Origin of the sequence: Streptomyces sp. NBC_01317 (assembly GCF_035961655.1) — a bacterium.
GTDB lineage: Bacteria > Actinomycetota > Actinomycetes > Streptomycetales > Streptomycetaceae > Streptomyces.
In genome coordinates, this window is sequence record NZ_CP108393.1 from 6,627,418 (window position 1) to 6,648,826 (window position 21,409).

A 21,409-nucleotide genomic window follows, 5' to 3' on the forward strand; every position below is an offset into this window, starting at 1 on the left:
CGCACCCAAACCACCGGCCCGCAGCGGCACAACCAAGCCCGTCCGGCGATTGAGGACAACACGAACCGCAACCCGGTCACCCAGACGCGCGGCCCACCGGCCCCAGAACGCCCGTCCGGCGATTGAGGACAATCAGTAAGCCGCACCCGCCCGCCCCGGGCAGAGGCCAAAACCAACCGCAACGGTCACGGCAGCAGCGTCTCCACCAGCCCCCGCAACCGCGTCACCCGCTCCCGCGGCACCCCCCCCGCCACCGCCCGGGGCAAGGCCTCGTCCACCCCGTGGACCACGGACAAGTGCCGGTCGCCCCGGCTGAACGCCGTGTACACCCACGGACGGCTCAGCCCCTGCGCCGCGTCCCCGGGCAGTACCACCACCGCCGCCTCCCACCGCATCCCGGCCGCCTGGTGGGCCGTGAGCGCCCAACCGTGCCGTACCGCCGACTCCACCCGGTCCTTCGGGACCACCACCGCCGTGCCCCCGCACTCCAGGTGCAGTCCCTCCGCGTCGGCCGAGACCACGGAGCCCTGGAGCGTCCTGCCGGGTGCCGGTACGTAGGCGATGCGGTCGCCCGGGTCGAAGCCCCCGAACCGGCCGGGGCCGGGGTTGAGCCGCTCCTTGAGCGCCGTGTTGAGCGCGCGGGTCCCGGCCGAACCGCCGTGGCCCACCGTGATCACCTGGGTCTGCCCGGCCGCCAGGCCGAACGCGCGCGGCACCGAGTCCGCGACCAGCTGCACCGTACGGTGCACCGCCTCGCCCGCGTCCCGTACCGGCACGATCACGACCTCCTTGCCGGGGGCCGCCACCTGGTTCAGCTCACCGATGCCGATGCCGGAGACCAGCTCACCGACGGGCCCGGGATCGGGCGTACGGGACGCGATCTGCGGGCACACCCGCGCGGCGAGCAGATCGCCGAACACCCGGCCCGCGCCCGCCGACCAGAGCACCCCGGGGTCCCCGCTGAGGACCAGCCGGCTCCCGTCGGGCAGGGACTCCACGAGCATCGTGGCCGTCTCCACGTCCAGCTGGGGCGCGTCCAGTACGACGAGCAGGTCGAGGGCGAACATGCCGTCCGCGTCCCGCCCCGGGCCCTCCGCGCCCGCGAGCAGCCCGGCGACGGTGACGGCGTCCTCACCCGCGTCCCCGTCCGCGCCGCCGCCCAGCCTCGCCCGGCCGTTCTCGCTGTGGGTCGCCACCACCGCGCGCAGTCCGAGCGCGCGGGCCGCCCCGGCCAGGACCACGGGCTCGGCCCGCGCGGCCTCCCCGCCGGTGTGCAGGACGAGTCCATGGCCCGCGACCGCCCGGATCAGCTCGGCGGCCGACGGCGAACCGGCGGCCGTGGCGGCCTCCTCCCAGGAGGCGTCCGGCGCGGTCTTGACGAGCCGCGCGAGCCCGTCGGCCAGGCTCTCCTCCGCGAGGGCGTACCGGTCGAGTCCGAGGAGCACGGGCCGCTCCGGCCCGTCGGCGTCTACCGCGCTCTCGCCACCGCCCGCCTCCTCGCCCCCCGCCTCGTCCTCTTCGCTCTCTTCGTTTTCCTCGGGACCCTCCTGGAACACCAGGACCGCGCCCTCGGAGACGGCGTGCCGCACGGCCTCGTCGGGATCCGGCACACCGTGCCCGGCCAGGGCGGTACGCACCGCCGACGCCTCCACCGCGGTGTGGCCCTGGAGCGCGCCGCGCTCCAGCAGCCACCCGACGAGCGCGGCGGCCCGCCGCTCGTCGCCGGGGCCGCAGGCCGCGCCGAGCAGCGCCCGCGCGAAGCCGTCCGCCTGCTCGGGCCGCACCCCCGGCACGGACAGCAACTGCCACGGGTCCTCGCGCAGGAGGCCGGCGGCCTGCTCCCCGAGGACGGCCGAGACCTGCCCCGCGAACGCCTCCGGCGCCCCGCCCTCGGCGAGCACGGCCCGTACGCCCTCCACGACGGCCCGCGGCGCCGGCCCGGTCCCGGGCGCCGGGGCCACCGGGGCGGGGGCGACAGGAGCGGCTGGAGCGGCCCCAGGGGCCACCGGGGCCGGGGCGGCGGCCACGGCACGCAGGAGGGCCGGGTCGGGCTTGTCGCCGCTCTCCACGGCCCGTACGGCGGCGAGCAGATCGGCGGCCTGCCCGCTCAGCTTCGTCCCGGCAGCGATGGGCCCTTCCTTCTCGGCCTTGCGCTGCTCGATCCGCTCCCGCAACTCCCGCTGAGCGGCGAGCTCGGCGGCTGCCTCGGACACGGCGGCAGCCTCGGCACCGCCGGCGCCCCCCTCCCCACCGACCGCTTCCGCATCGGCTCCGTCCGAACCGGCGTCACCCGCATCGCCCCCGTCCGAACCGGCGTCACCCGCATCGGCGCTCTCCGAACCGGCTTCCGCCGCACCGGCCCCGTCCGTAGCGGTCTCACCCGCATCGGGCCCACCCGCCCCGGCCCCGTGCGCCCCGGCCTCGGCCCCCGGCGCGGTGTCCTCCACGGTCGTGGTGTCGCGGTCCGTACTCACAGCGTGCTCCAGTCCTGGTCCGGATAGCGGTGCACGGGCGCCGACACGTCGTCGAGCGCCTGGCAGATCTCGTCAGGAAGACTAAGGCTCTCCACTGACAAAGCCGCCGTGAGCTGCTGCGCGTTGCGCGCGCCCACGATCGGGGCCACCACCCCGGGGCGGTCCCTGACCCACGCCAGCGCCACCTCCAGGGGCGTCGCGGCCAGCCCCTCCGCCGCCGTCGCGACCGCGTCGACGATCCGGCTCGCCGCCTCGTCCAGGTACGGCTCCACGAACGGCGCCATGTCCGACGCGGCCCGCGAATCCGCCGGGGTGCCGTGCCGGTACTTCCCGGTGAGCACCCCGCGGCCGAGGGGCGACGACGGCAGCAGCCCGATGCCCAGGTCGATCGCGGCGGGCAACACCTCACGCTCCACGCCGCGTTGCAGCAGCGAGTACTCCATCTGCGTCCCCGCCAGCCGCGTACGTATACCGGGCGAGGCCAGCTGCCAGGTGGCGGCCTTGGCGAGCTGCCAGCCGCAGAAGTTCGACACGCCCGCGTACCGCACCCGCCCGCTGCTGACCGCGATGTCCAGCGCGTGGAGCGTCTCCTCCAGCGGGGTCGCCGCGTCGAACGCGTGGATCTGCCACAGGTCCACGTAGTCTGTCCCGAGCCGTGCCAGCGAGGCGTCCAGCGCCGCCAGCAGATGCCCCCGGGACCCGTCGAAGCGCCGGTCCGGGTCCGGCACGCTGCCGGCCTTCGTGGAGATGATCAGGTCGCGGCGCGGGACGAGCCGCTCGACCAACTGTCCGAGCAGATATTCGGCCTCCCCGCCCCCGTACACGTCCGCGGTGTCGACCAGCGTTCCGCCCGCCTCCCAGAACGCCTTCAACTGGTCGGCCGCGTCGTGTTCGTCGGTGTCTCTTCCCCAGGTCAGGGTGCCGAGCCCGATCCGGGACACACGCAGGCCGGTACGGCCGAGATGCCTCTGCTCCATGGGCGCTGAGATTACTGGCCGGGGCCCCGCGCGGAGAGAGCCTGTGGACAACCTGCCGGGAGTGCCTGTGGACAACCCGCCCCTGACGCGGCCCCGTACCGCGCGCTAGAGTCCGGCGGACAGAGACGTTACTGGCGGGTAGACGAGCAAGGGAGTGGTTATGCGGCTCGGCATCAACCTCGGTTACTGGGGCGCGGGGATGGACGGCGACAACCTCGCGGTGGCGCAGGAGGCCGACCGGCTCGGCTACGACGTCTGCTGGGCCGCCGAGGCGTACGGCTCCGACGCCCCGACCGTCCTGGCCTGGGTCGCCGCCCACACGGAGAGCATCGACGTCGGCTCCGCGATCCTCCAGATCCCGGCCCGCCAGCCCGCCATGACCGCCATGACCGCCGCCACCCTCGACTCCCTCTCCGGCGGCCGCTTCCGCCTCGGCCTCGGCGTCTCGGGACCGCAGGTCTCCGAGGGCTGGTACGGCGTCAAGTTCGACAAGCCGCTCGCCCGCACCCGTGAGTACGTCGAGATCGTCCGCAGGGCGATGTCCCGCGAGCGGCTCTCCTACGAAGGCGAGCACTGGACGCTGCCGCTGCCCGGCGGCCCCGGCAAGCCCATCAAGCTCACCGTCCACCCGGAGCGCGAGCACATCCCGCTCTACATCGCCGCGATCGGCCCGAAGAACCTGGAGCAGACCGGCGAGATCGCCGACGGCGCGCTGCTGATCTTCCCCTCCGCCGAGCACCTGGAGGACACGGCGATCCGCCACCTCCGCGCGGGCCGCGAGAAGGCCGGTCTGACCATGGACGGCTTCGACGTCTGCCCGACCGTCCCGATCGCCGTCGGCGACGACATCACGGCACTGGCCGACACCTTCCGCCCGTACACCGCCCTGTACGTCGGCGGCATGGGCAGCCGCGAGCAGAACTTCTACAACCAGCTCGCGCGGCGCATGGGGTACGAGAAGGAGGCGGCCGGGATCCAGGACGCGTACCTCTCCGGGGACAAGGCGGGCGCCGCCGCCGCCGTACCGCACCAGCTGATCGACTCGACCACCCTGCTCGGGTCCGTGGAGCGGATCGCCGACCGGATGAGCGCGTACGCCGCCGCCGGTGTCACCACGCTCACCCTCGCGCCGGCCGGCCTGACGCTCGACGAGCGGCTCGCGGCCCTGCGGGTCGGCACCGAAGCCCTGGAGCGCGCGGGACTCGTCTCCTAGGACGGGGGCCTCTCGTGACAACCCGGCCCGCCGCCCCGTAACCCGAACGGGCGAGAGGAAAGTCTGCGGCCGTGGTGGGGGCTCGGGGGTCTTCCCCGCCACGGCCGTCACGTACAACAACGCGCGGAGCGGCCCTTCGGTTACGCCACCGGGGGCACCTCCGCGTTCGTACGTCCGGCCGAGTCGGCCCCCGCTGCTGTTGCCTGTTGCCCCCCGCCCGCTTTGACTCGTTCTCGCGGACGCCTGTATGGACGCCTGTATGGAGGTGGCAGTGATGCTTTCGGCCCGAGGCCTGTTCCAGGAAATCCTGGACAACGATCGTTCGTTCCAGCTCTTCTGCTCCATCGCGGCCAGTGGCGAGACCCAGGGCGGCTGGGAGAACGGGCGTATCGCCGCCCTGCTGCCCGAGAGCATGCGGGACCTGGCCCCCAAGGTCACCCGGCACGGAGCCGACGAGGACAAACACGGCCGGATCTTCAACGCGCTCCTGAAGAAGCGCGGCCTGGAGCCGGTCGGCGTCCCCGACGACACCGACTACACGATGCTGCTGGAGCGCCGGGGCATCGGACTCGCCCACGACAAGCTGCGCCGCGACGAGCCGCTGACCGAGGACGACATCGTCGTGTACCTCGCGCACAGCCGGATCACCGAGCAGCGCGCGTCCGACCAGATGGTGATGCTGGTCAAGTACTTCGGCGACCACCCGGAGATCGGCAACGCCGTCCGGATGATCAGCGCCGACGAGGACAACCACCTGGCCTACTGCCACGAGGAACTGCTGCGGCTGGCCCGCGCGGGCCACGGCAGGAGGATCCAGCGGGCCCTGCACGAGTGCGCGCTGGCCGAGATCCAGGTCTACCGCGAGGTGAGCCTCGCGGTGATGGCGAACATGGCTCGGCTGCTCGGCTGGTCCGCCGCCAGGTCCGCCATGCTCACCGCCGGGGTCCACGCGATGTACGCGTACGAGCGGGCGTTCGCCTGGCGCCGGATGGTCACGCTGTCCATGCCGGAGCGCCGCGACGCCCTGAGCGGCCCCCCGGCCCCGGCCCCCGCGTACTGACACCACCGCCGGTCAGGCCCGGGCCGGCGCCCACCCCTGGGTGCCGGCCCCCGCCCATGGACCGCACCCCCTCAGAGCCAGCCCCGCCGCTTGAACGTGCGGTGCAGACCGAGGACGAGCACCACCATGACGGCGAGCACGGTGGGATACGCCCACACGTACGTCAGCTCCGGCATGTGCTCGAAGTTCATGCCGTAGATCCCCGCGATCAGCGTCGGTACGGCGGCCATCGCGGCCCACGCCGAGATCTTCCGCATGTCGTCGTTCTGCCGCACGCCCATCTGCGCCAGATGCGCCGAGAGGATGTCGGACAGCAGCCGGTCCAGCCCCTCGACCTGCTCGTTGGCGTGCAGCAGGTGGTCGTTCACGTCCCGGAAGAAGGGCCGCGAACGGTCGTGCACGAACGGCACCGAGCCGCCCGCCAGCCGGGCCATCGGCGCCGCCAGCGGCACGGTCGCCCGCCGGAACTCCAGCACCTGCCGCTTGAAGCCGTAGATCCGCGCCGCCGTCGACTTGCTGGAGGACGGCCGCGACGACGAACCGGACGAGCTGTCGCCGCCGTCCGGCGCGAACACCTCCGCCTCCAGCTCCTCCAGGTCGACCTGGAGCTCGTCGGCCACCTCCGTGTAGTGGTCGACGACCTCGTCACTGACCGCGTACATCACCGCGGTGGGCCCGTGCTTGAGCACGGACGGGTCGGCCTCCAGCCGCCGCCGCACCTCCCCGAGCGGCGAGCCCTCGCCGTGCCGGACGGTCACCACGAACGAGTCCCCGATGAAGACCATCAGCTCACCCGTGGTGACCGTGTCGCTCTTCTGCTCGTACTCCACGGGTTTGAGCACCAGGAACAGCGAGTCGTCGTACACCTCCAGCTTGGGCCGCTGGTGGGCGGTGAGGGCGTCCTCGACGGCGAGCGGATGGAGGCCGAACTCGCTGCTCACGAGCGAGAACTCGTCCTCCGTCGGCTCGTGCAGCCCGATCCAGAGAAACGCGTCCCCGTGGGCGCGCGCCTCGTCGAGGGCGTCGGAGAAGTCGGCGGGCCCGTCGGTGCGGTGTCCGTCGCGGTAGATGGCACAGTCCACGATCACTGCCGCATTGTCCCCGCTCCGGCCCCCCGTACGCATCTTCGGCCTGCGGGCGCCTTACGCTGACGGGCATGGCCACGTTGATCCTCGTACGTCACGGACGCTCCACCGCCAACACCGCGGGGCTGCTCGCGGGCTGGACCCCCGGGGTCGCGCTCGACGAGCGCGGCGCGGCCCAGGCCGCCGCGCTGCCCGGCCGGCTGGCCGGCGTCCCGCTCGCCGCCGTCGTCAGCAGCCCCCTCCAGCGCTGCCAGGAGACCCTGCGGCCGCTGCTCGACAGCAGGCCGGACGTGCCCGTGCACAGCGAGGACCGGATCGGTGAGTGCCACTACGGCGACTGGTCGGGCCGCAAACTCGCCGAGCTGAGCGACGAACCGCTGATGGAGGTCGTACAGCGGCACCCCTCCGCCGCCGCGTTCCCCGGCGGCGAGTCGATGCGCGCCATGCAGGCGCGCGCCGTGGAGGCCGTACGGGACTGGAACGCGCGCGTCGAGAAGGAGCACGGCGACGACGCCGTCTACCTGATGTGCTCGCACGGCGACATCATCAAGGCGCTCGTGGCCGACGCCCTCGGCATGCACCTCGACCTCTTCCAGCGGATCCACGTGGACCCCTGCTCGGTCACCGTCGTCCGCTACACCCGGTTGCGCCCATATGTCGTACGGCTCGGTGACACGGGCGATCTGAGCGGGCTGGCGCCGCGTGAGAACACAACCGGCGGTCCGGGTGTTGTAGGAGGCGGCGCGGGAGCACCGTGATCGCTCCGCGCAGTAGGGTGGTCGCGCCTTCCTTACGCAGTACTTCCGGAGCAGCGCGGTACCTCCGGAGCACCCAGCACTTCCCCAGCCGATTCCCAAGGGAGATCAGGACGTGTCCCGTCAGGTGTTCCTCTACGACCCACCGGACCGCTTCGTGGCCGGTACGGTCGGGCTGCCTGGACGCCGTACGTTCTTCCTCCAGGCCTCCGCCGCGGGGCGCGTGACCAGCGTCGCCCTGGAGAAGACCCAGGTGGCCGCCCTCGCCGAGCGGATCGACGAACTGCTCGACGAAGTGGTCCGCCGTACCGGCGGCAACGCCCCGGTGCCCGCCGTCGCCCCCACCGAGATCGCCGACTCCGCCCCGCTGGACGCCCCCGTGGAGGAGGAGTTCCGGGTCGGCACGATGGCGCTGGCGTGGGACGGTGACGAACAGCGCATGATCGTCGAGGCGCAGGCGCTCGTCGAGGTGGACGCCGAGACCGACGAGGACCTCGCCGAGGCCGAGGAGCGGCTCCTCCAGGACGAGGAGAACGGTCCGCCGATGCTCCGGGTGCGCCTCAGCGGGGCGCAGGCCCGCGCCTTCGCCAAACGCGCCCTGGACGTGGTCAACGCGGGCCGCCCGCCGTGCCCGCTGTGCAGCCTGCCGCTCGACCCGGAAGGACACGTATGCCCGCGCCAGAACGGATACCGCCGCGGAGCCTGAGCCCGGGCGACCTGCTCGCCCGGGGCGAGCTGACCGTGCGCGGCCGGATCCGTGAGGCGTCCAACGCGGTCCTGTACTGCTCCGTCTCGTACGAGGGCAGCGAGGCGCACTGCGTCTACAAGCCCGTCGCCGGAGAGCGCCCCCTGTGGGACTTCCCGGACGGGAACCTCGCCCGGCGCGAGGTGGCGGCGTACGAGATCTCCGAGGCGACCGGCTGGGGGCTCGTACCGCCCACCGTGCTGCGCGAGGGGCCGTACGGCGAAGGCATGTGCCAGCTGTGGATCGAGACGGACGCCGACGAGGCGGCGGCTCTGCTCGCCCTCGTCGAGGACGAGGAACCGGGCGAGGGCTGGAAGGCCGTCGGCTTCGCCGAGGTCGGCGAGGGGCAGACCGCCCTGCTCGTGCACGCCGACGACGAGCGGCTGCGGCGGCTCGCGGTCCTCGACGCCGTCATCAACAACGGCGACCGCAAGGGCGGCCATCTCCTGCCGGCCGCCGGGGGACGGCTGTACGGCATCGACCACGGCGTCACGTTCAACGTGGACGACAAACTGCGCACGCTGCTCTGGGGGTGGGCGGGTGAACCCCTCACCGAGGAGGCGCTGTCCGTGCTCGCCCGGCTGGAGGACGCGCTCGCCGACGGCCGGCCCCTCGCGGCCCGGCTGGCGGGGCTGATCACGGAGGCCGAGACCGAGGCGGTCCGCGCCCGGGTCCGTGAGCTGCGCCACACGGGACTCCACCCGCAGCCGTCGGGCCAGTGGCCCGCCATCCCCTGGCCACCCGTCTGAGAACAGGCCGGCCCGCCGGTCCGGCAACAGGTCCGGGGGCCGCCGGGACCGGGTGGGCGAGGCCCGCCCGGGACCGCCCACCACGGAGCTGATCTTTCCGCAAGAGCGCCCAACGGGCCAGGACCTCGCATCCGGTTCGTTTCCGGAACTACCGGCCGGTTACGCTCATGACATGCATGCCTGGCCCGCTTCCGAGGTCCCCGCCCTGCCTGGCAAGGGCCGCGACCTCAGGATTCACGACACCTCGACCGACGGCCGCGTCACCCTCGCGCCCGGTCCCGTCGCCCGCATCTACGTCTGCGGCATCACCCCGTACGACGCGACCCACATGGGACACGCGGCGACCTACAACGCGTTCGACCTCGTGCAGCGCGTGTGGCTCGACACGAAGCGGCAGGTCCACTACGTCCAGAACGTGACCGACGTCGACGATCCCCTGCTGGAGCGCGCCGAGCGCGACGGCGAGGACTGGGTGGCGCTCGCGGAGCGTGAAACCGCCTTGTTCCGGGAGGACATGACGGCGCTGCGGATGCTTCCGCCCCAGCACTACATCGGCGCCGTCGAGGCCATACCGGGCATCGTGCCGCTCGTGGAGCGGCTGCGGGACGCCGGGGCCGCGTACGAACTCCAGGGCGACATCTACTTCTCGGTGGCGGCCGACCCGCACTTCGGCGAGGTCTCGCGCCTCGACGCCGAGGCGATGCGGCTGCTCTCCGCCGAGCGGGGCGGCGACCCCGACCGCCCCGGCAAGAAGAACCCCCTCGACCCGATCCTCTGGATGGCCGCCAGGCCGGGCGAGCCCAGCTGGGACGGCGGGAGCCTCGGCCAGGGCCGGCCCGGCTGGCACATCGAGTGCGTGGCCATCGCGCTCGACCACCTCGGCATGGGCTTCGACGTCCAGGGCGGCGGCAGCGACCTCGCCTTCCCGCACCACGAGATGGGCGCCTCGCACGCCCAGGCGCTGACCGGTGAACACCCCTTCGCCCAGGCGTACGTACACGCCGGGATGGTCGGCCTCGACGGCGAGAAGATGTCCAAGTCCCGGGGCAACCTGGTCTTCGTCTCGACGCTCCGCCGGGACGGCGTGGACCCGGCGGCGATCCGGCTCACCCTGCTGGCGCACCACTACCGCTCCGACTGGGAGTGGACCGACCAGGTGCTCCAGGACGCCCAGGAGCGCCTCGCCCGCTGGCGGGCCGCCGTCTCGCGCCCCGACGGCCCCCCGGCCGACGCGGTCGTCGAGGAGATCCGCGCGGCGCTGGCGGACGACCTGGACGCCCCGGCGGCCTTGGCCGCCGTGGACCGCTGGGCGGAGCTCCAGGCGTCCACGGGCGGTACGGACGAGGGGGCGCCCGGCGTGGTCTCCCGCGCGGTCGACGCCCTGCTCGGAGTGGCCCTCTAGACCACCGTCCCCCAGGGTCCCGGGCACGTCCCGGGGCCGCTCACCAGCCCAGCACGGCCGGTCACGGATACCGACATCCGTAACCGGCCGTGCTGTTGTGCGTGATCCGGCCAAACTCCCTGCGGGGCCAGTGCGTGTGATGGGGTGTGAGGGACGGCACACCCCTTTCCGGGAGGACGCTCACCATGCAACGTTCCTTCGCACGGCGTGACTTGTTCGCCGCCGCGGCCGCCCTCGGCGGAGCGGCGCTCCTCGCCCCGCCCGGCTCCGCCGCCGCGGCCGCCCCGCGCCCCACCGCACGGACCTGGCCCGCCGCCTTCGCCCTGCCGGACGGCTTCCGGCCCGAGGGCATCGCCATCGGCTCGGAGCCGTACGCCTACATAGGTTCGATCGCGCGCGGCGACGTCTACCGCGCGAGCCTCGCCACCGGCCGCGGCACGGTCGTCGTCCAGGGGCTCGGCCCCGAACACCCTGTCATCGGGATCAAGTTGGACGGCCGGGGCCGGCTGTTCCTGAGCGGCGGGGTCAGCGGCGAGATCCGGATCGCCGACCTGCGGACGGGGAAGGTCACGAAGACCTTCACCGTGGGCACGGACCTCACCATGGTCAACGACGTGATCCTGACACCCGGCGCCGCGTGGTTCACGGACTCCTTCGAACCACAGCTCTACAAGCTGCCGTTGGGCCGGCACGGCGAGCCGGGCGACCGCGTCGAGACCGTCCCGCTCAGCGGCGACTGGGTCCAGGGGCCGGCTCTCACCGCCAACGGCATCACCACCACCCCGGACGGCCGGGCGCTGCTCGTGGTGAACAGCTTCGCCGGGGGCGGCGGCCTGATGCGGGTCGACCCCCGCACCGGCGTGGCACGCGCCGTGGACCTCGGGCCGGCCCGGCTGCCCAACGGCGACGGGCTGCTGCTCCTCGGCCGTACGCTCTACGTGGTCCAGAACCGGCAGAACGCCATGGACGTCCTGCTGCTCGACCGCGCGGGCACGAAGGGCACGGCGCTCACCCGGATCACCGCCCCGGGGACCTTCCGGGTCCCCACGACGGCGGCGGCGTACGGCGACCGGATCTACCTGCCCAACGCCCGCTTCGACGTGACCGCCCCGACCCCGGAGACGGACTACGACGTGGTGTCGGTCGCGCGCGTACGTACTCACGCGCGTCCCTGACGACGCACCCACAGGCCTGACGACGCACCCACGGGAACGCACCGCGCCGGACGGACCGCATCACGGTCCGTCCGGCGTCGGCGGCGAGCAGCGGGCAGACAGAGCGGAGGGAGACGCCCTACGGCGTCCCGCCGTTGTCCTTGTCGTCATCGTCGGGTCCGGGCCCGGGTCCCGGCCCCGTCTCCGGACCCGCCTCCGGGTCCGTCTCCGCCTCAGGTCCCGGTCGCGGCGGTCTCTGCGGACGGCCCCGTCCCGGTCCCGCGGAGGGATCGCGGCGGTACGACGGCCCCTCACCGCTCTCCGTGGCGTGCCCGCCCGCCGCCGGCCCCGGCCCCCCGTCGCGGCGCCGCAGATACCGCTCGAACTCCCGCGCGATGGCCTCGCCGGACGCCTCGGGTAGTTCCGCCGTGTCCCGCGCCTCCTCCAGCGTCTGGACGTACTCCGCCACCTCGCTGTCCTCGGCGGCCAGTTGGTCGACGCCCAGCTGCCACGCCCGCGCGTCCTCCGCCAGTTCACCCAGCGGGATCCGCAGACCGATCAGGTCCTCCAGGCGGTTGAGGAGCGCCAGCGTCGCCTTCGGGTTGGGCGGCTGCGACACGTAGTGCGGCACCGCGGCCCACAGGCTCACCGCGGGCACGCCCGCGTGTGTGCACGCCTCCTGGAGGATGCCGACGATGCCGGTCGGCCCCTCGTAGCGGGTCTCCTCCAGATCCATCGTCCTGGCCAGATCGGCGTCCGAGGTGATCCCGCTGACCGGCACCGGCCTGGTGTGCGGGGTGTCGCCGAGCAGCGCGCCCAGGATGACCACCATCTCCACACCCAGTTCATGGGCGAAGCCCAGGATCTCGTTGCAGAAGGAACGCCAGCGCATGGACGGTTCGATGCCGCGGACCAGTACCAGGTCACGAGGCGTCTCACCGCCGACCCGGACCACGGAGAGCCGGGTGGTCGGCCAGGTGATCTTCCGTACTCCGCCGTCCAGCCACACCGTCGGCCGGTTGACCTGGAAGTCGTAGTAGTCCTCGGCGTCGAGCGCCGCGAACACCTCGCCCTTCCACTCCCGGTCCAGATGCGCGACCGCGGTGGAGGCGGCGTCGCCGGCGTCGTTCCAGCCCTCGAACGCGGCCACCATGACCGGGTCGATCAGCTCAGGAACCGCCTCGAGCTCGATCACCCAGTGCCTCCTTCCGAAGTTCCCTTGTCCACGCCCCAACCTTACGGCTTTCCCGGTCCCCGCCCGCAGCCCCGCGCACGCCCGGGTGAACTTCTGCGCGGTGGGGCATAGGTCGGGGAACACGGCCAACCGACAGCCGACCAGCAGACGATTCATCCGAGCTGTGACCGTTATTTTTCGCCGAACCCTGGACGTTTAGGCGTCAGCGACGCTATACATCGGATGACCACAAGAGGTCCGATGTTCTTCCAAGGGGGCGTGCATGAGTCAGACCGTCACAGGGTTCGAGGTTCACGACATCCGTTTTCCCACCTCGGAACAGCTCGACGGCTCCGACGCCATGAACCCGGACCCCGACTACTCGGCGGCCTACGTCGTCCTGCGTACCACGGACGGCGCCGAGGGGCACGGCTTCTGCTTCACGATCGGGCGGGGCAACGAGGTCACGGCCGCCGCCATCGAGGCACTGCGTCCGTACGTCGTGGGGCGCCCGGCCCCGCGCACCGCGGCCGATCTCGCCGCGCTCTACTTCGAGCTCACCCATGACTCGCAGCTGCGCTGGCTCGGCCCGGAGAAGGGCGTGATGCACATGGCGGCGGGCGCCGTCGTCAACGCCGCCTGGGACCTGGCCGCCGGATACGCGGGCAAGCCGGTCTGGGAGTTCCTCGCCGGGATGACCCCCGAGGAACTCGTCTCGCTCGTCGACTTCCGCTATCTGACGGACGTCCTCACCCCGGACGACGCGCTCGCCATCCTGCGGGCCGCGGAACCGGGCCGCGCCGAGCGCGCCGCACAACTGCGCGAGCGGGGCTACCCCGCGTACACGACCTCACCGGGCTGGCTCGGTTACGCCGACGCCAAGCTGGTCGGCCTCGCCCAGCAGGCCGTCGCCGACGGCTTCGAGCAGATCAAGCTCAAGGTGGGCGGCGATCTGGACGACGACGTGCGGCGCATGAAGCTCGCCCGTGAGGCCGTCGGTCCCGACATCCGGATCGCCGTCGACGCCAACCAGCGCTGGGACGTGGCCGAGGCGGTGCGCTGGATGGCCGCGCTCGCCCCGTACGAACCGCACTGGATCGAGGAGCCCACCAGCCCCGACGACATCCTCGGCCACGCCGCCATCCGCGCCGGGCAGCCGGTGAAGGTGGCCACCGGCGAACACGTCGCCAACCGGGTCGTGTTCAAGCAGCTGCTCCAGGCCGGGGCCGTCGACTTCGTCCAGATCGACGCGGCCCGCGTGGCCGGCGTCAACGAGAACGTGGCGATCCTGCTCCTCGCGGCCAAGTTCGGCGTGCCGGTCTGCCCGCACGCCGGCGGGGTCGGACTGTGCGAACTGGTCCAGCACCTCTCCATGTTCGACTTCGTCGCCGTCTCCGGCAGCTGGGACGACCGGGTCATCGAGTACGTGGACCACCTCCACGAACACTTCGCCGACCCCGTGGTCATCGTCTCCGGGAGATACTCCGCCCCGACGGCGCCCGGCTTCTCCGCCCGGATGCTCCCCGCGTCGATCGCCGAGCACAGCTACCCCGACGGGCCCGTCTGGCAGGCCCGCCGCACCACCGAGGAGATCAGCTCATGACATCCGTACGGGACTTCGAGGGGCTGAACGCCCTGGTGACGGGCGGTGCCTCCGGCATCGGCGCGGCCATCGCCACGCTGCTGCTCGAACGGGGCGCCCAGGTCGCCGTACTGGACCGGGACACCGCGGGAGCCCCCGAGGGGACGCTGGCCCTCAAGGCGGACGTCACCGACGACGCGGCGGTCAAGGCCGCCGTTGACGCGGCGGCGGCGGAGTTCGGCGCGCTGCACACCGTCGTCTCCAACGCCGGGGTCGGCGCCATCGGCGCCGTCACCGACAACTCCGACGACGAGTGGCACCGGGTCCTCGACATCAACGTCCTCGGCATGGTCCGCACCGCGCGCCACGCCGTACCGCATCTGCGGCGCGCGGCGGCCGGCCGGCCGGGCGCCGTCTCGATCACCCAGACCTGCTCCATCGCCGCGACCGCGGGCCTGCCCCAGCGCGCCCTCTACAGCGCCAGCAAGGGCGCTATCCTCTCGCTCACCCTGGCGATGGCCGCGGATCACGTCCGGGAGGGCATCCGCGTCAACTGCGTCAACCCCGGAACCGCCGACACACCCTGGATCGGACGCCTGCTCGACCAGGCCCCGGACCCCGCGGCCGAGCGCGCCGCCCTCGCCGCCCGCCAGCCGTCAGGACGACTGGTCGGCGCGGACGAGGTCGCCGCAGCGGTCGCCTACCTCGCCAGCCCCGCCGCGGCGGCCGTCACGGGGACGGCACTCGCGGTGGACGGCGGGATGCAAGGCCTGCGCCTGCGTCCCGCCAACTGAGCCGACATTCACCTTCATAAGGACGGGACCTCCATGAAGCGTCACACCGCGGACCGCTCCCCACTCCGCAGACTTCGTACGACGGGCGCCTCCGCCTGTGCCGTGGTGCTCGCCGTGGCAGCCCTGGCCGGCTGCAACCGCGAGTCGGACTCCGACAGCGCCGCCGGCGGCGGGAAGGTCGGCATCGACCTGCCCCGCGCCGACAGCGACTTCTGGAACTCCTACCAGCAGTACATCGACAAGGGCGTCAAGGAGGACGGCATCGACGCCCTCCCGCCGACCAACTCGCAGAACGACATCGGCAAGCTCGTCGCCAACGTCCAGGCCTTCACCGACCAGGGCGCCAAGGCCGTCGTCATGGCCCCGCAGGACACCGGCGCGATAGCCGAGACGCTCCAGACGCTGAGCGACAAGAAGATCCCCGTCGTCAGCGTGGACACCCGCCCCGACAAGGGCGACGTCTACATGGTCGTCAGGGCCGACAACCGCGCGTACGGCCAGAAGGCCTGCGAGTACCTGGGCGAGCAGCTCAAGGGCAAGGGCAAGGTCGCGGAGTTCCAGGGCGACCTCTCCTCCATCAACGGCCGTGACCGCTCGGAGGCGTTCAAGAGCTGCATGACGGAGAAGTTCCCCGACATCCAGGTCTTCGAGCTGGCCACCGAGTGGAAGGGCGACGTGGCCTCGGCCAAGCTCCAGTCCACCCTCGCCGCCCACCCCGACCTCAACGGCATCTACATGCAGGCCGGCGGTGTCTTCCTCCAGCCGACGCTGGCCCTGCTGGAGCAGAAGAAGCTCCTCAAGGCCCCCGGCACCCCCGGGCACATCACGATCATCTCCAACGACGGCATCCCCGAGGAACTGGACGCCATCCGCGCGGGCAAGATCGACGCCACCATCTCGCAGCCCGCCGACCTCTACGCCAAGTACGCGCTGTACTGGGCCAAGGAGGCACTGGCCGGTACGACCCCGAAGGCCGGGGCGACCGACCACGACTCCACGATCATCAAGATCCCCAACGGTTTCGAGGACCAGCTCCCCGCGCCCCTGGTGACCAAGGCGAACGTGGACGACCCGAAGCTCTGGGCCAACCAGCTGGAGAAGAAGAACTAGCCATGGACCAGGCACCTCCGGACGCGGCCGCACCCGCCGCGGTCCACGCGGAAGGCATCGTCAAGCGCTTCGGTCCCACCGTGGCGCTCGACGGTGTCCGGCTCACGGTCCGCCCCGGCGAGTCCCACGCGCTCGTCGGGCGCAACGGCGCGGGCAAGTCCACCCTGGTGAGCGTGCTCACCGGGCTGCACAGGCCCGACGCAGGACAGGTCAGCTTCGGCGGCGAGCCCGCGCCCGCCTTCGGGGACACCACGGCCTGGCAGTCCAAGGTCGCCTGCGTCTACCAGAAGTCGATGGTCGTGCCCGACCTGACCGTCGCCGAGAACCTCTTCCTCAACAACTACGGCCTGGACGCCTCGGGGTCCGGGGGCCGCTTCATCAGCTGGCGCGGCCTGCGCGAGCGCGCCAGGGAGCTGCTCGCGGGGTACGGGGTCGACGTCGACCCGAACGTCCGCGCCAAGGATCTCCCGGTCGAGCAGCGGCAGTTCGTGGAGATCGCCCGGGCGCTGTCCTTCGGCGCCCGGCTGATCATCCTGGACGAGCCGACCGCCCAGCTCGACGCCCGGGGGATCCAGCGGCTCTTCGACAAGCTCCGGGAACTCCAGGGCCAGGGGGTGGCGTTCCTCTTCATCTCCCACCACCTGCAAGAGGTGTACGAGCTGTGCACCGCCGTCACCGTCTACCGGGACGCCCGCCATGTGCTGACCGCCCAGGTCGCCGACCTCTCGAAGGCGGACCTGGTCACGGCGATGACGGGGGAGTCCACGGGCAAGGCAGCCTGGCACGCGGCGGGCGCGAAGGAGCAGGACACCACGGCCGAGCCCGTCCTGCGGACCGAAGGGCTCACCCTGGAAGGGGAGTTCGAGCCGCTGGACCTGGCCGTACGGCCGGGCGAGGTGCTCGGTGTGGCGGGCGCCGCCGCCAGCGGGGCCACCGCCCTCGGCGAGATCCTGGCCGGGATGCGCAAGCCGTCCGGCGGCAGCGTCTCGATGCACGGCACGAAGGTCAGGCCGGGCAGCGTCCCGCACGCCCTGGACGCCGGCATCGGCTACATCCCCGAGGACCGGCACATCCAGGGGCTGGTCCTGGAACGCAGCGTCGCGGAGAACGCGACGCTCACGGTCACCGACCAGCTCGGCCCGTGGGGGACCGTACTGCCCTCCCGTACCAGGGAGTTCGCCCGGACGATGATCGCGTCGCTGGACATCAAGACGCAGGGCCCCGAGCAGCCGGTCTCGGGCCTGTCGGGCGGCAACCAGCAGAAGGTCGTCGTGGCCCGCGCGCTGGCCCGCAAGCCCAGCGCGCTGGTCGCCCTGCGGCCGACCGCCGGGGTCGACATCAAATCGAAGGACTCGCTGCTCGGTGTGGTGCGCACGGTGGCGGACCAGGGCAGCGCGGCCGTGATCATCTCCGACGAACTGGATGATCTGCGGGTGTGCGACCGGGTCCTCGCGCTCTTCCACGGGCGCGTCGTGGCCACGTTCGGGAGCGGGTGGACGGACCAAGAGCTGGTCGCCGCCATGGAAGGTGTGGGGGAGAGGGAATGACCGACACGATCAGTCCGCCGACGGTGGACACCGCGAAGGGCGCGGGGCCGGCGAGCCGGCTCAAGCTCATCCGGTGGAGCGACTTCTCGCTCGTACCGGTGATCCTGGTGCTGATGGTGATCGGCTTCATCGTCTCGCCGGTCTTCCTCACCTCCAACAACCTGATCAGCGTCGTCCAGCAGTCCTCCGAGCTGAGCCTGCTCGTGCTCGGCCAGGCGCTGATCCTGATCTGCGGCCGGATGGACCTGTCCCTGGAGTCGACGATCGGCATCGCGCCGGTCGTGGCCATGTGGCTGATCCTGCCCACGGAGGGCGGCCGGTTCAACGGGCTCGGCGTGCTGCCGTCCTGGAGCGCCATCCCCCTCTGCCTGCTGGTCGGCGTGATCATCGGGGGGATCAACGGCTTCCTCATGCTCAAGCTGCGGGTCAACGGCTTCATCGCCACCCTCGGCATGCTGACCATGCTCCGCGGTCTCCACATCGGCATCACCGAGGGCAAGTCGATCACCGACGTCCCGGAGTCCTTCCGGTACCTCGGCAAGACCGACTGGCTGGGCGCCCCGGCCGCCGTCTGGATCTGCCTGGCGCTCTTCGCGATCGGCGGGGCGGCGCTCGCCTGGCTGAAGCACGGCCGTTCGCTGTACGCCATCGGCGGCAACCCGGAAGCGGCCCGCGCGGCCGGGATCCGGGTGGACCGGATCACCTGGATCGTGCTGGCGATCGGCGGTCTGCTGGCCGCCTTCGCGGGCATCCTCTACACCGGCCACTACGGCTCGGTCGCGGCCACCCAGGGCAACGGCTGGATCTTCCAGGTCTTCGCGGCGGCGGTCATCGGCGGCATCAGCCTCAAGGGCGGGCGCGGCACGCTGTTCGGCGCGCTGACCGGCGTGCTCACGCTCCAGCTGGTCGTGAACGTGATGACCCTCGGGGGCGTACCGGCCCTCTGGAACCAGTTCCTCAACGGCGCGATCATCATCGTCGCGCTGGTCATCTCGCGCTTCGCGAGCGGCGAGAAGCAGGACTGACACCCCGCGACGCCGGACGGGCGCCGGAGAGGCCACGCGGCCCCTCCGGCGCCCGTCCGGCTTTCCCGGAGGGGCAGCCGCGGCTCTACGTCACAGCGTCGACCGCAGCCACATCTCCACACTCGCCACATGGACGGTCGCCCACGAGCGCGCCGCCTCCGCGTCCCGGTCCCGCAGCGCCGCCAGGATCGCCCGGTGCTCGTGCAGGGTGCGGCTGACGGCGTCCTCCTGCGTCAGCCCGCGCCACACCCGGGCCCGGGTGGTCGGCCCCGAGAGGCCGTCCAGCAGCGAGCAGAGCACGGAGTTGCCGGAGAAATGCACGATGCCCCGGTGGAACTCCAGGTCCGAGGCGACCAGCTCCTCGACCGAGGGATCGGCCCCCAGCGCGTCCAACCGGGCGTCCATCGCGTCCAGTTCGGCGTCGGTGATCCGCGCGCACGCCATGGCGGTGGCGGCCGGCTCCAGGATGCGCCGTACCGCGAGGAACTCCAGCACGGTGTCGTCGCGGTGGAAGTCCACCACGAAGCTCAACGCCTCCAGCAGCAGCTGGGGGTCCAGGCTGGTGACGTACGTGCCGTCGCCCTGCCGTACGTCGAGAATGCGGATGAGCGACAGCGCGCGGACCGCCTCCCGCAGGGAGTTGCGGGACAGGCCCAGCTCGGCGGCGAGTTCGCTCTCCTTGGGGAGACGGTCGCCGGGGCGCAGCGCGCCCGAGACGATCATTCCCTTGATCTTCTCGATGGCCTCGTCGGTGACAGCCATGGGCGACCTCCATACATCCGATGTATCGACTCCCATTATGCGCCGGGAAACACCGGAGAGGGGCGCTCCGTGAAAGGAGCGCCCCTCGATACGTGCCCGCCGCCGGTCGCGGAGGCGTGCCCGCCGTCAGTTCCGCTCGGCGAGGATCGCCTCCACCCGGGCCCGGATCTCGTCCGTGGCCAGTCCGCGGATCGTCAGGGTCGTACGCCGCCGCAGGACGTCGTCCGCCGTCTCGGCCCACTCGTGGTCACGGGCGTAGACGACCTGCGCCCAGATCTCGGGCGCGTCCGGGTGGATCCGCTCGCCCAACTCCGCGTGCTCGTTGGCGAGCCGGACGATGTCGAACGCCAGCGTGCCGTAGTGGGTGGCCAGATGGTGGGCGGTGTCGGGCGCCATCGACGGGCCCGTCCCGCCCCCGTCGATCATCAGCCGGTGCGCCACCGCGTGCGGGTTGGCGAGCCCCGGCAGCGGAGCCTTCTTCGGCAGGTCCGAGATCGGCTCCATGTTGTCGCTCAGCGGGTGCCCCGGCAGCTCCGCCAGCTTGTTGACCACCATGCGGCCGATGTGCCGGAAGGTCGTCCACTTGCCGCCCGCCACCGACAGCATGCCGCCGCTGCCCTCGGTCACGACCGTCTCGCGCTTGGCCTTGGAGGTGTCGCCGGGGCCGCCGGGCAGCACCCGCAGACCGGCGTACGAGTACGTGATCAGGTCCCGGGAGAGCTGCTGGTCCCGTACGGACAGGGACGCCTCGTCCAGGATCTGGTGGATGTCCTTGTCGTTGACGGCGACGTCGGCGGGGTCGCCCACGTACTCCTCGTCCGTCGTCCCGAGCACCAGCATGTCCTCCCAGGGGAGGGCGAAGGTGATGCGGTACTTGTCGATGGGGGTGGCGAGCGCCGCGTTCCACGGCGCGGTGCGCCGCAGGACCAGGTGCGCGCCCTTGGAGAGGCGGATGGACGGCTCCGAGGCCGCGTCCTCCATGGTCCGCAGCCGGTCCACCCACGGTCCGGTGGCGTTGAGCACCAGCCGGGCGTCGACCCCGAACTCGCTGCCGTCCAGGGCGTCCTTGAGGTCCGCGCCGGTCACCCGGCCGCCGGTGAAGCGCAACCCGGTGACCTCGGCGTGGTTGAGCACGGTGGCGCCCGAGTCGACGGCCGCGCGGACCGTCATCAGCGCCATCCGCGCGTCGTTCATCTGGTCGTCGCCGTACACGGCGACGGCCTTGAGGTTGTCCGTACGCAACTCGGGCACGGCGCGCCGCGCCTTGGCCGGGCTGATCACATGGCCCACGCCGTCGCCGAACGCGGAGAGCGCGGAGTACGCGAAGACACCCGCGCCGAGCTTGGTGGCGCCGTGCGGCCCGCCCTTGTAGACGGGCAGGTAGAAGGTGAGCGGGTTGGCCAGGTGCGGTGCCACCTGGCGGGAGACCGCGCGCCGCTCGAAGTGGTTCTCCGCAACCAGCTTCACCGCGCCGGTCTGGAGGTAGCGCAGTCCGCCGTGGAGCAGCTTGGAGGAGGCGGACGAGGTGGCGCCGGCGAAGTCGCCGCCGTCCACCAGAGCCACCCGCAGCCCCGACTGGGAGGCGTGCCAGGCGGTGGAGATGCCCAGGATGCCGCCGCCGATCACCAGGAGGTCGTACGTCGCCGTGGAAAGCTGTTCCCGGGTCTGGGCGCGGCTCGGCAGGGATCCGCCGGCCGGGTGCGTCCCCAGTGCGGGGGCGCTCTGGAGGGTGGTGCTCATCGTTGACTCCTCGTCAGCTCGTCCTGGCTCGGCGGCCGGTGTCCGTCGTCGGCTGTCGTCA

Annotated in this window: 18 protein-coding genes; 12 read left to right on the forward strand and 6 right to left on the reverse strand. The window is 72.2% G+C overall.

What is annotated here, in order from left to right:
* Positions 1–185 precede the first annotated feature (185 nt).
* Positions 186–2,474 carry a helix-hairpin-helix domain-containing protein gene (locus OG349_RS28875; RefSeq protein ID WP_327237366.1) on the reverse strand — a complete coding sequence of 763 codons (2,289 nt, stop codon included), beginning with the start codon at positions 2,472–2,474 and terminating at the stop codon, positions 186–188.
* A complete protein-coding gene (locus OG349_RS28880) occupies positions 2,471–3,451 on the reverse strand; it encodes an aldo/keto reductase (RefSeq protein WP_161311864.1) in 981 nt (326 codons plus the stop codon). The genes OG349_RS28875 and OG349_RS28880 overlap by 4 nt, the downstream gene beginning before the upstream one ends.
* A gap of 160 nt (positions 3,452–3,611) precedes the next feature.
* On the opposite strand from OG349_RS28880, the gene OG349_RS28885 reads away from it, so the two are divergent.
* Positions 3,612–4,664 (forward strand): LLM class F420-dependent oxidoreductase, encoded by a 1,053-nt coding sequence (locus OG349_RS28885; RefSeq protein ID WP_327237367.1) that lies wholly within the window; start codon positions 3,612–3,614, stop codon positions 4,662–4,664.
* A gap of 274 nt (positions 4,665–4,938) precedes the next feature.
* The gene (locus OG349_RS28890; RefSeq protein ID WP_327237368.1) at positions 4,939–5,724 is read left to right on the forward strand and encodes a ferritin-like domain-containing protein; all 786 of its coding nucleotides are present in this window, start codon (positions 4,939–4,941) and stop codon (positions 5,722–5,724) included.
* Between the two features lie 71 nt (positions 5,725–5,795).
* Here the strand turns inward: OG349_RS28890 and OG349_RS28895 are convergent, their stop codons facing one another.
* Positions 5,796–6,848 carry a magnesium and cobalt transport protein CorA gene (locus tag OG349_RS28895; protein ID WP_327237369.1) on the reverse strand — a complete coding sequence of 351 codons (1,053 nt, stop codon included), beginning with the start codon at positions 6,846–6,848 and terminating at the stop codon, positions 5,796–5,798.
* Between the two features lie 32 nt (positions 6,849–6,880).
* Here OG349_RS28895 and OG349_RS28900 point away from each other — a divergent pair, with 32 nt between their 5' ends.
* The 5 genes from OG349_RS28900 (at position 6,881) to OG349_RS28920 (ending at position 11,635) form a co-directional block, all read left to right on the forward strand.
* On the forward strand, positions 6,881–7,567 hold the full coding sequence (locus OG349_RS28900; RefSeq protein ID WP_327237370.1) for a histidine phosphatase family protein: 687 nt from the start codon (positions 6,881–6,883) through the stop codon (positions 7,565–7,567).
* A 112-nt stretch (positions 7,568–7,679) separates the two neighbouring features.
* Positions 7,680–8,270: a DUF3090 domain-containing protein gene (locus OG349_RS28905; protein ID WP_327237371.1), complete on the forward strand. Its 591-nt coding sequence runs from the start codon at positions 7,680–7,682 to the stop codon at positions 8,268–8,270.
* Positions 8,234–9,058 carry an SCO1664 family protein gene (locus tag OG349_RS28910; RefSeq protein ID WP_327237372.1) on the forward strand — a complete coding sequence of 275 codons (825 nt, stop codon included), beginning with the start codon at positions 8,234–8,236 and terminating at the stop codon, positions 9,056–9,058. The genes OG349_RS28905 and OG349_RS28910 overlap by 37 nt, the downstream gene beginning before the upstream one ends.
* Before the next feature lie 172 nt (positions 9,059–9,230).
* A complete protein-coding gene (mshC, locus tag OG349_RS28915) occupies positions 9,231–10,460 on the forward strand; it encodes a cysteine--1-D-myo-inosityl 2-amino-2-deoxy-alpha-D-glucopyranoside ligase (RefSeq protein ID WP_327237373.1) in 1,230 nt (409 codons plus the stop codon).
* A 185-nt stretch (positions 10,461–10,645) separates the two neighbouring features.
* A complete protein-coding gene (locus OG349_RS28920; RefSeq protein WP_327237374.1) occupies positions 10,646–11,635 on the forward strand; it encodes an SMP-30/gluconolactonase/LRE family protein in 990 nt (329 codons plus the stop codon).
* 118 nt (positions 11,636–11,753) lie between these two features.
* On the opposite strand, the gene OG349_RS28925 is transcribed toward OG349_RS28920, so the two are convergent.
* A complete protein-coding gene (locus tag OG349_RS28925; RefSeq protein WP_327237375.1) occupies positions 11,754–12,809 on the reverse strand; it encodes a PAC2 family protein in 1,056 nt (351 codons plus the stop codon).
* 262 nt (positions 12,810–13,071) lie between these two features.
* Here OG349_RS28925 and OG349_RS28930 point away from each other — a divergent pair, with 262 nt between their 5' ends.
* From OG349_RS28930 to OG349_RS28950, 5 genes are read left to right on the forward strand one after another with little or no spacing between them, the layout of a single operon-like run.
* Complete coding sequence (locus OG349_RS28930; RefSeq protein WP_327237376.1) at positions 13,072–14,391, forward strand: enolase C-terminal domain-like protein; 1,320 nt, start codon at positions 13,072–13,074, stop codon at positions 14,389–14,391.
* Positions 14,388–15,164 (forward strand): SDR family NAD(P)-dependent oxidoreductase, encoded by a 777-nt coding sequence (locus OG349_RS28935; protein WP_327237377.1) that lies wholly within the window; start codon positions 14,388–14,390, stop codon positions 15,162–15,164. Before OG349_RS28930 ends, OG349_RS28935 begins: the two co-directional genes overlap by 4 nt.
* Positions 15,165–15,197: 33 nt before the next feature.
* Positions 15,198–16,274 carry a sugar ABC transporter substrate-binding protein gene (locus OG349_RS28940; protein WP_327237378.1) on the forward strand — a complete coding sequence of 359 codons (1,077 nt, stop codon included), beginning with the start codon at positions 15,198–15,200 and terminating at the stop codon, positions 16,272–16,274.
* 2 nt (positions 16,275–16,276) lie between these two features.
* Positions 16,277–17,821, forward strand: a complete 1,545-nt coding sequence (locus tag OG349_RS28945; RefSeq protein WP_327237379.1) for a sugar ABC transporter ATP-binding protein — start codon at positions 16,277–16,279, stop codon at positions 17,819–17,821.
* Positions 17,818–18,846, forward strand: a complete 1,029-nt coding sequence (locus OG349_RS28950) for an ABC transporter permease (protein WP_327237380.1) — start codon at positions 17,818–17,820, stop codon at positions 18,844–18,846. The genes OG349_RS28945 and OG349_RS28950 overlap by 4 nt, the downstream gene beginning before the upstream one ends.
* Before the next feature lie 90 nt (positions 18,847–18,936).
* Here the strand turns inward: OG349_RS28950 and OG349_RS28955 are convergent, their stop codons facing one another.
* Positions 18,937–19,608: a FadR/GntR family transcriptional regulator gene (locus tag OG349_RS28955; RefSeq protein WP_327237381.1), complete on the reverse strand. Its 672-nt coding sequence runs from the start codon at positions 19,606–19,608 to the stop codon at positions 18,937–18,939.
* 126 nt (positions 19,609–19,734) lie between these two features.
* Positions 19,735–21,348, reverse strand: coding sequence for a glycerol-3-phosphate dehydrogenase/oxidase (locus OG349_RS28960; RefSeq protein ID WP_327237382.1), 1,614 nt, complete (start codon positions 21,346–21,348; stop codon positions 19,735–19,737).
* Positions 21,349–21,409 lie beyond the last annotated feature (61 nt).

Bases quoted from the DNA above. Each gene is read 5' to 3' on its own strand.
- OG349_RS28880 (WP_161311864.1), bottom strand. From the start codon at position 3,451: ATGGAGCAGAGGCATCTCGGCCGTACCGGCCTGCGTGTGTCCCGGATC.
- OG349_RS28885 (WP_327237367.1), top strand. From the start codon at position 3,612: ATGCGGCTCGGCATCAACCTCGGTTACTGGGGCGCGGGGATGGACGGC.
- OG349_RS28890 (WP_327237368.1), top strand. From the start codon at position 4,939: ATGCTTTCGGCCCGAGGCCTGTTCCAGGAAATCCTGGACAACGATCGT.
- OG349_RS28895 (WP_327237369.1), bottom strand. From the start codon at position 6,848: ATGCGTACGGGGGGCCGGAGCGGGGACAATGCGGCAGTGATCGTGGAC.
- OG349_RS28900 (WP_327237370.1), top strand. From the start codon at position 6,881: ATGGCCACGTTGATCCTCGTACGTCACGGACGCTCCACCGCCAACACC.
- OG349_RS28910 (WP_327237372.1), top strand. From the start codon at position 8,234: ATGCCCGCGCCAGAACGGATACCGCCGCGGAGCCTGAGCCCGGGCGAC.
- mshC (WP_327237373.1), top strand. From the start codon at position 9,231: ATGCATGCCTGGCCCGCTTCCGAGGTCCCCGCCCTGCCTGGCAAGGGC.
- OG349_RS28920 (WP_327237374.1), top strand. From the start codon at position 10,646: ATGCAACGTTCCTTCGCACGGCGTGACTTGTTCGCCGCCGCGGCCGCC.
- OG349_RS28930 (WP_327237376.1), top strand. From the start codon at position 13,072: ATGAGTCAGACCGTCACAGGGTTCGAGGTTCACGACATCCGTTTTCCC.
- OG349_RS28935 (WP_327237377.1), top strand. From the start codon at position 14,388: ATGACATCCGTACGGGACTTCGAGGGGCTGAACGCCCTGGTGACGGGC.
- OG349_RS28940 (WP_327237378.1), top strand. From the start codon at position 15,198: ATGAAGCGTCACACCGCGGACCGCTCCCCACTCCGCAGACTTCGTACG.
- OG349_RS28945 (WP_327237379.1), top strand. From the start codon at position 16,277: ATGGACCAGGCACCTCCGGACGCGGCCGCACCCGCCGCGGTCCACGCG.
- OG349_RS28950 (WP_327237380.1), top strand. From the start codon at position 17,818: ATGACCGACACGATCAGTCCGCCGACGGTGGACACCGCGAAGGGCGCG.
- OG349_RS28955 (WP_327237381.1), bottom strand. From the start codon at position 19,608: ATGGCTGTCACCGACGAGGCCATCGAGAAGATCAAGGGAATGATCGTC.
- OG349_RS28960 (WP_327237382.1), bottom strand. From the start codon at position 21,348: ATGAGCACCACCCTCCAGAGCGCCCCCGCACTGGGGACGCACCCGGCC.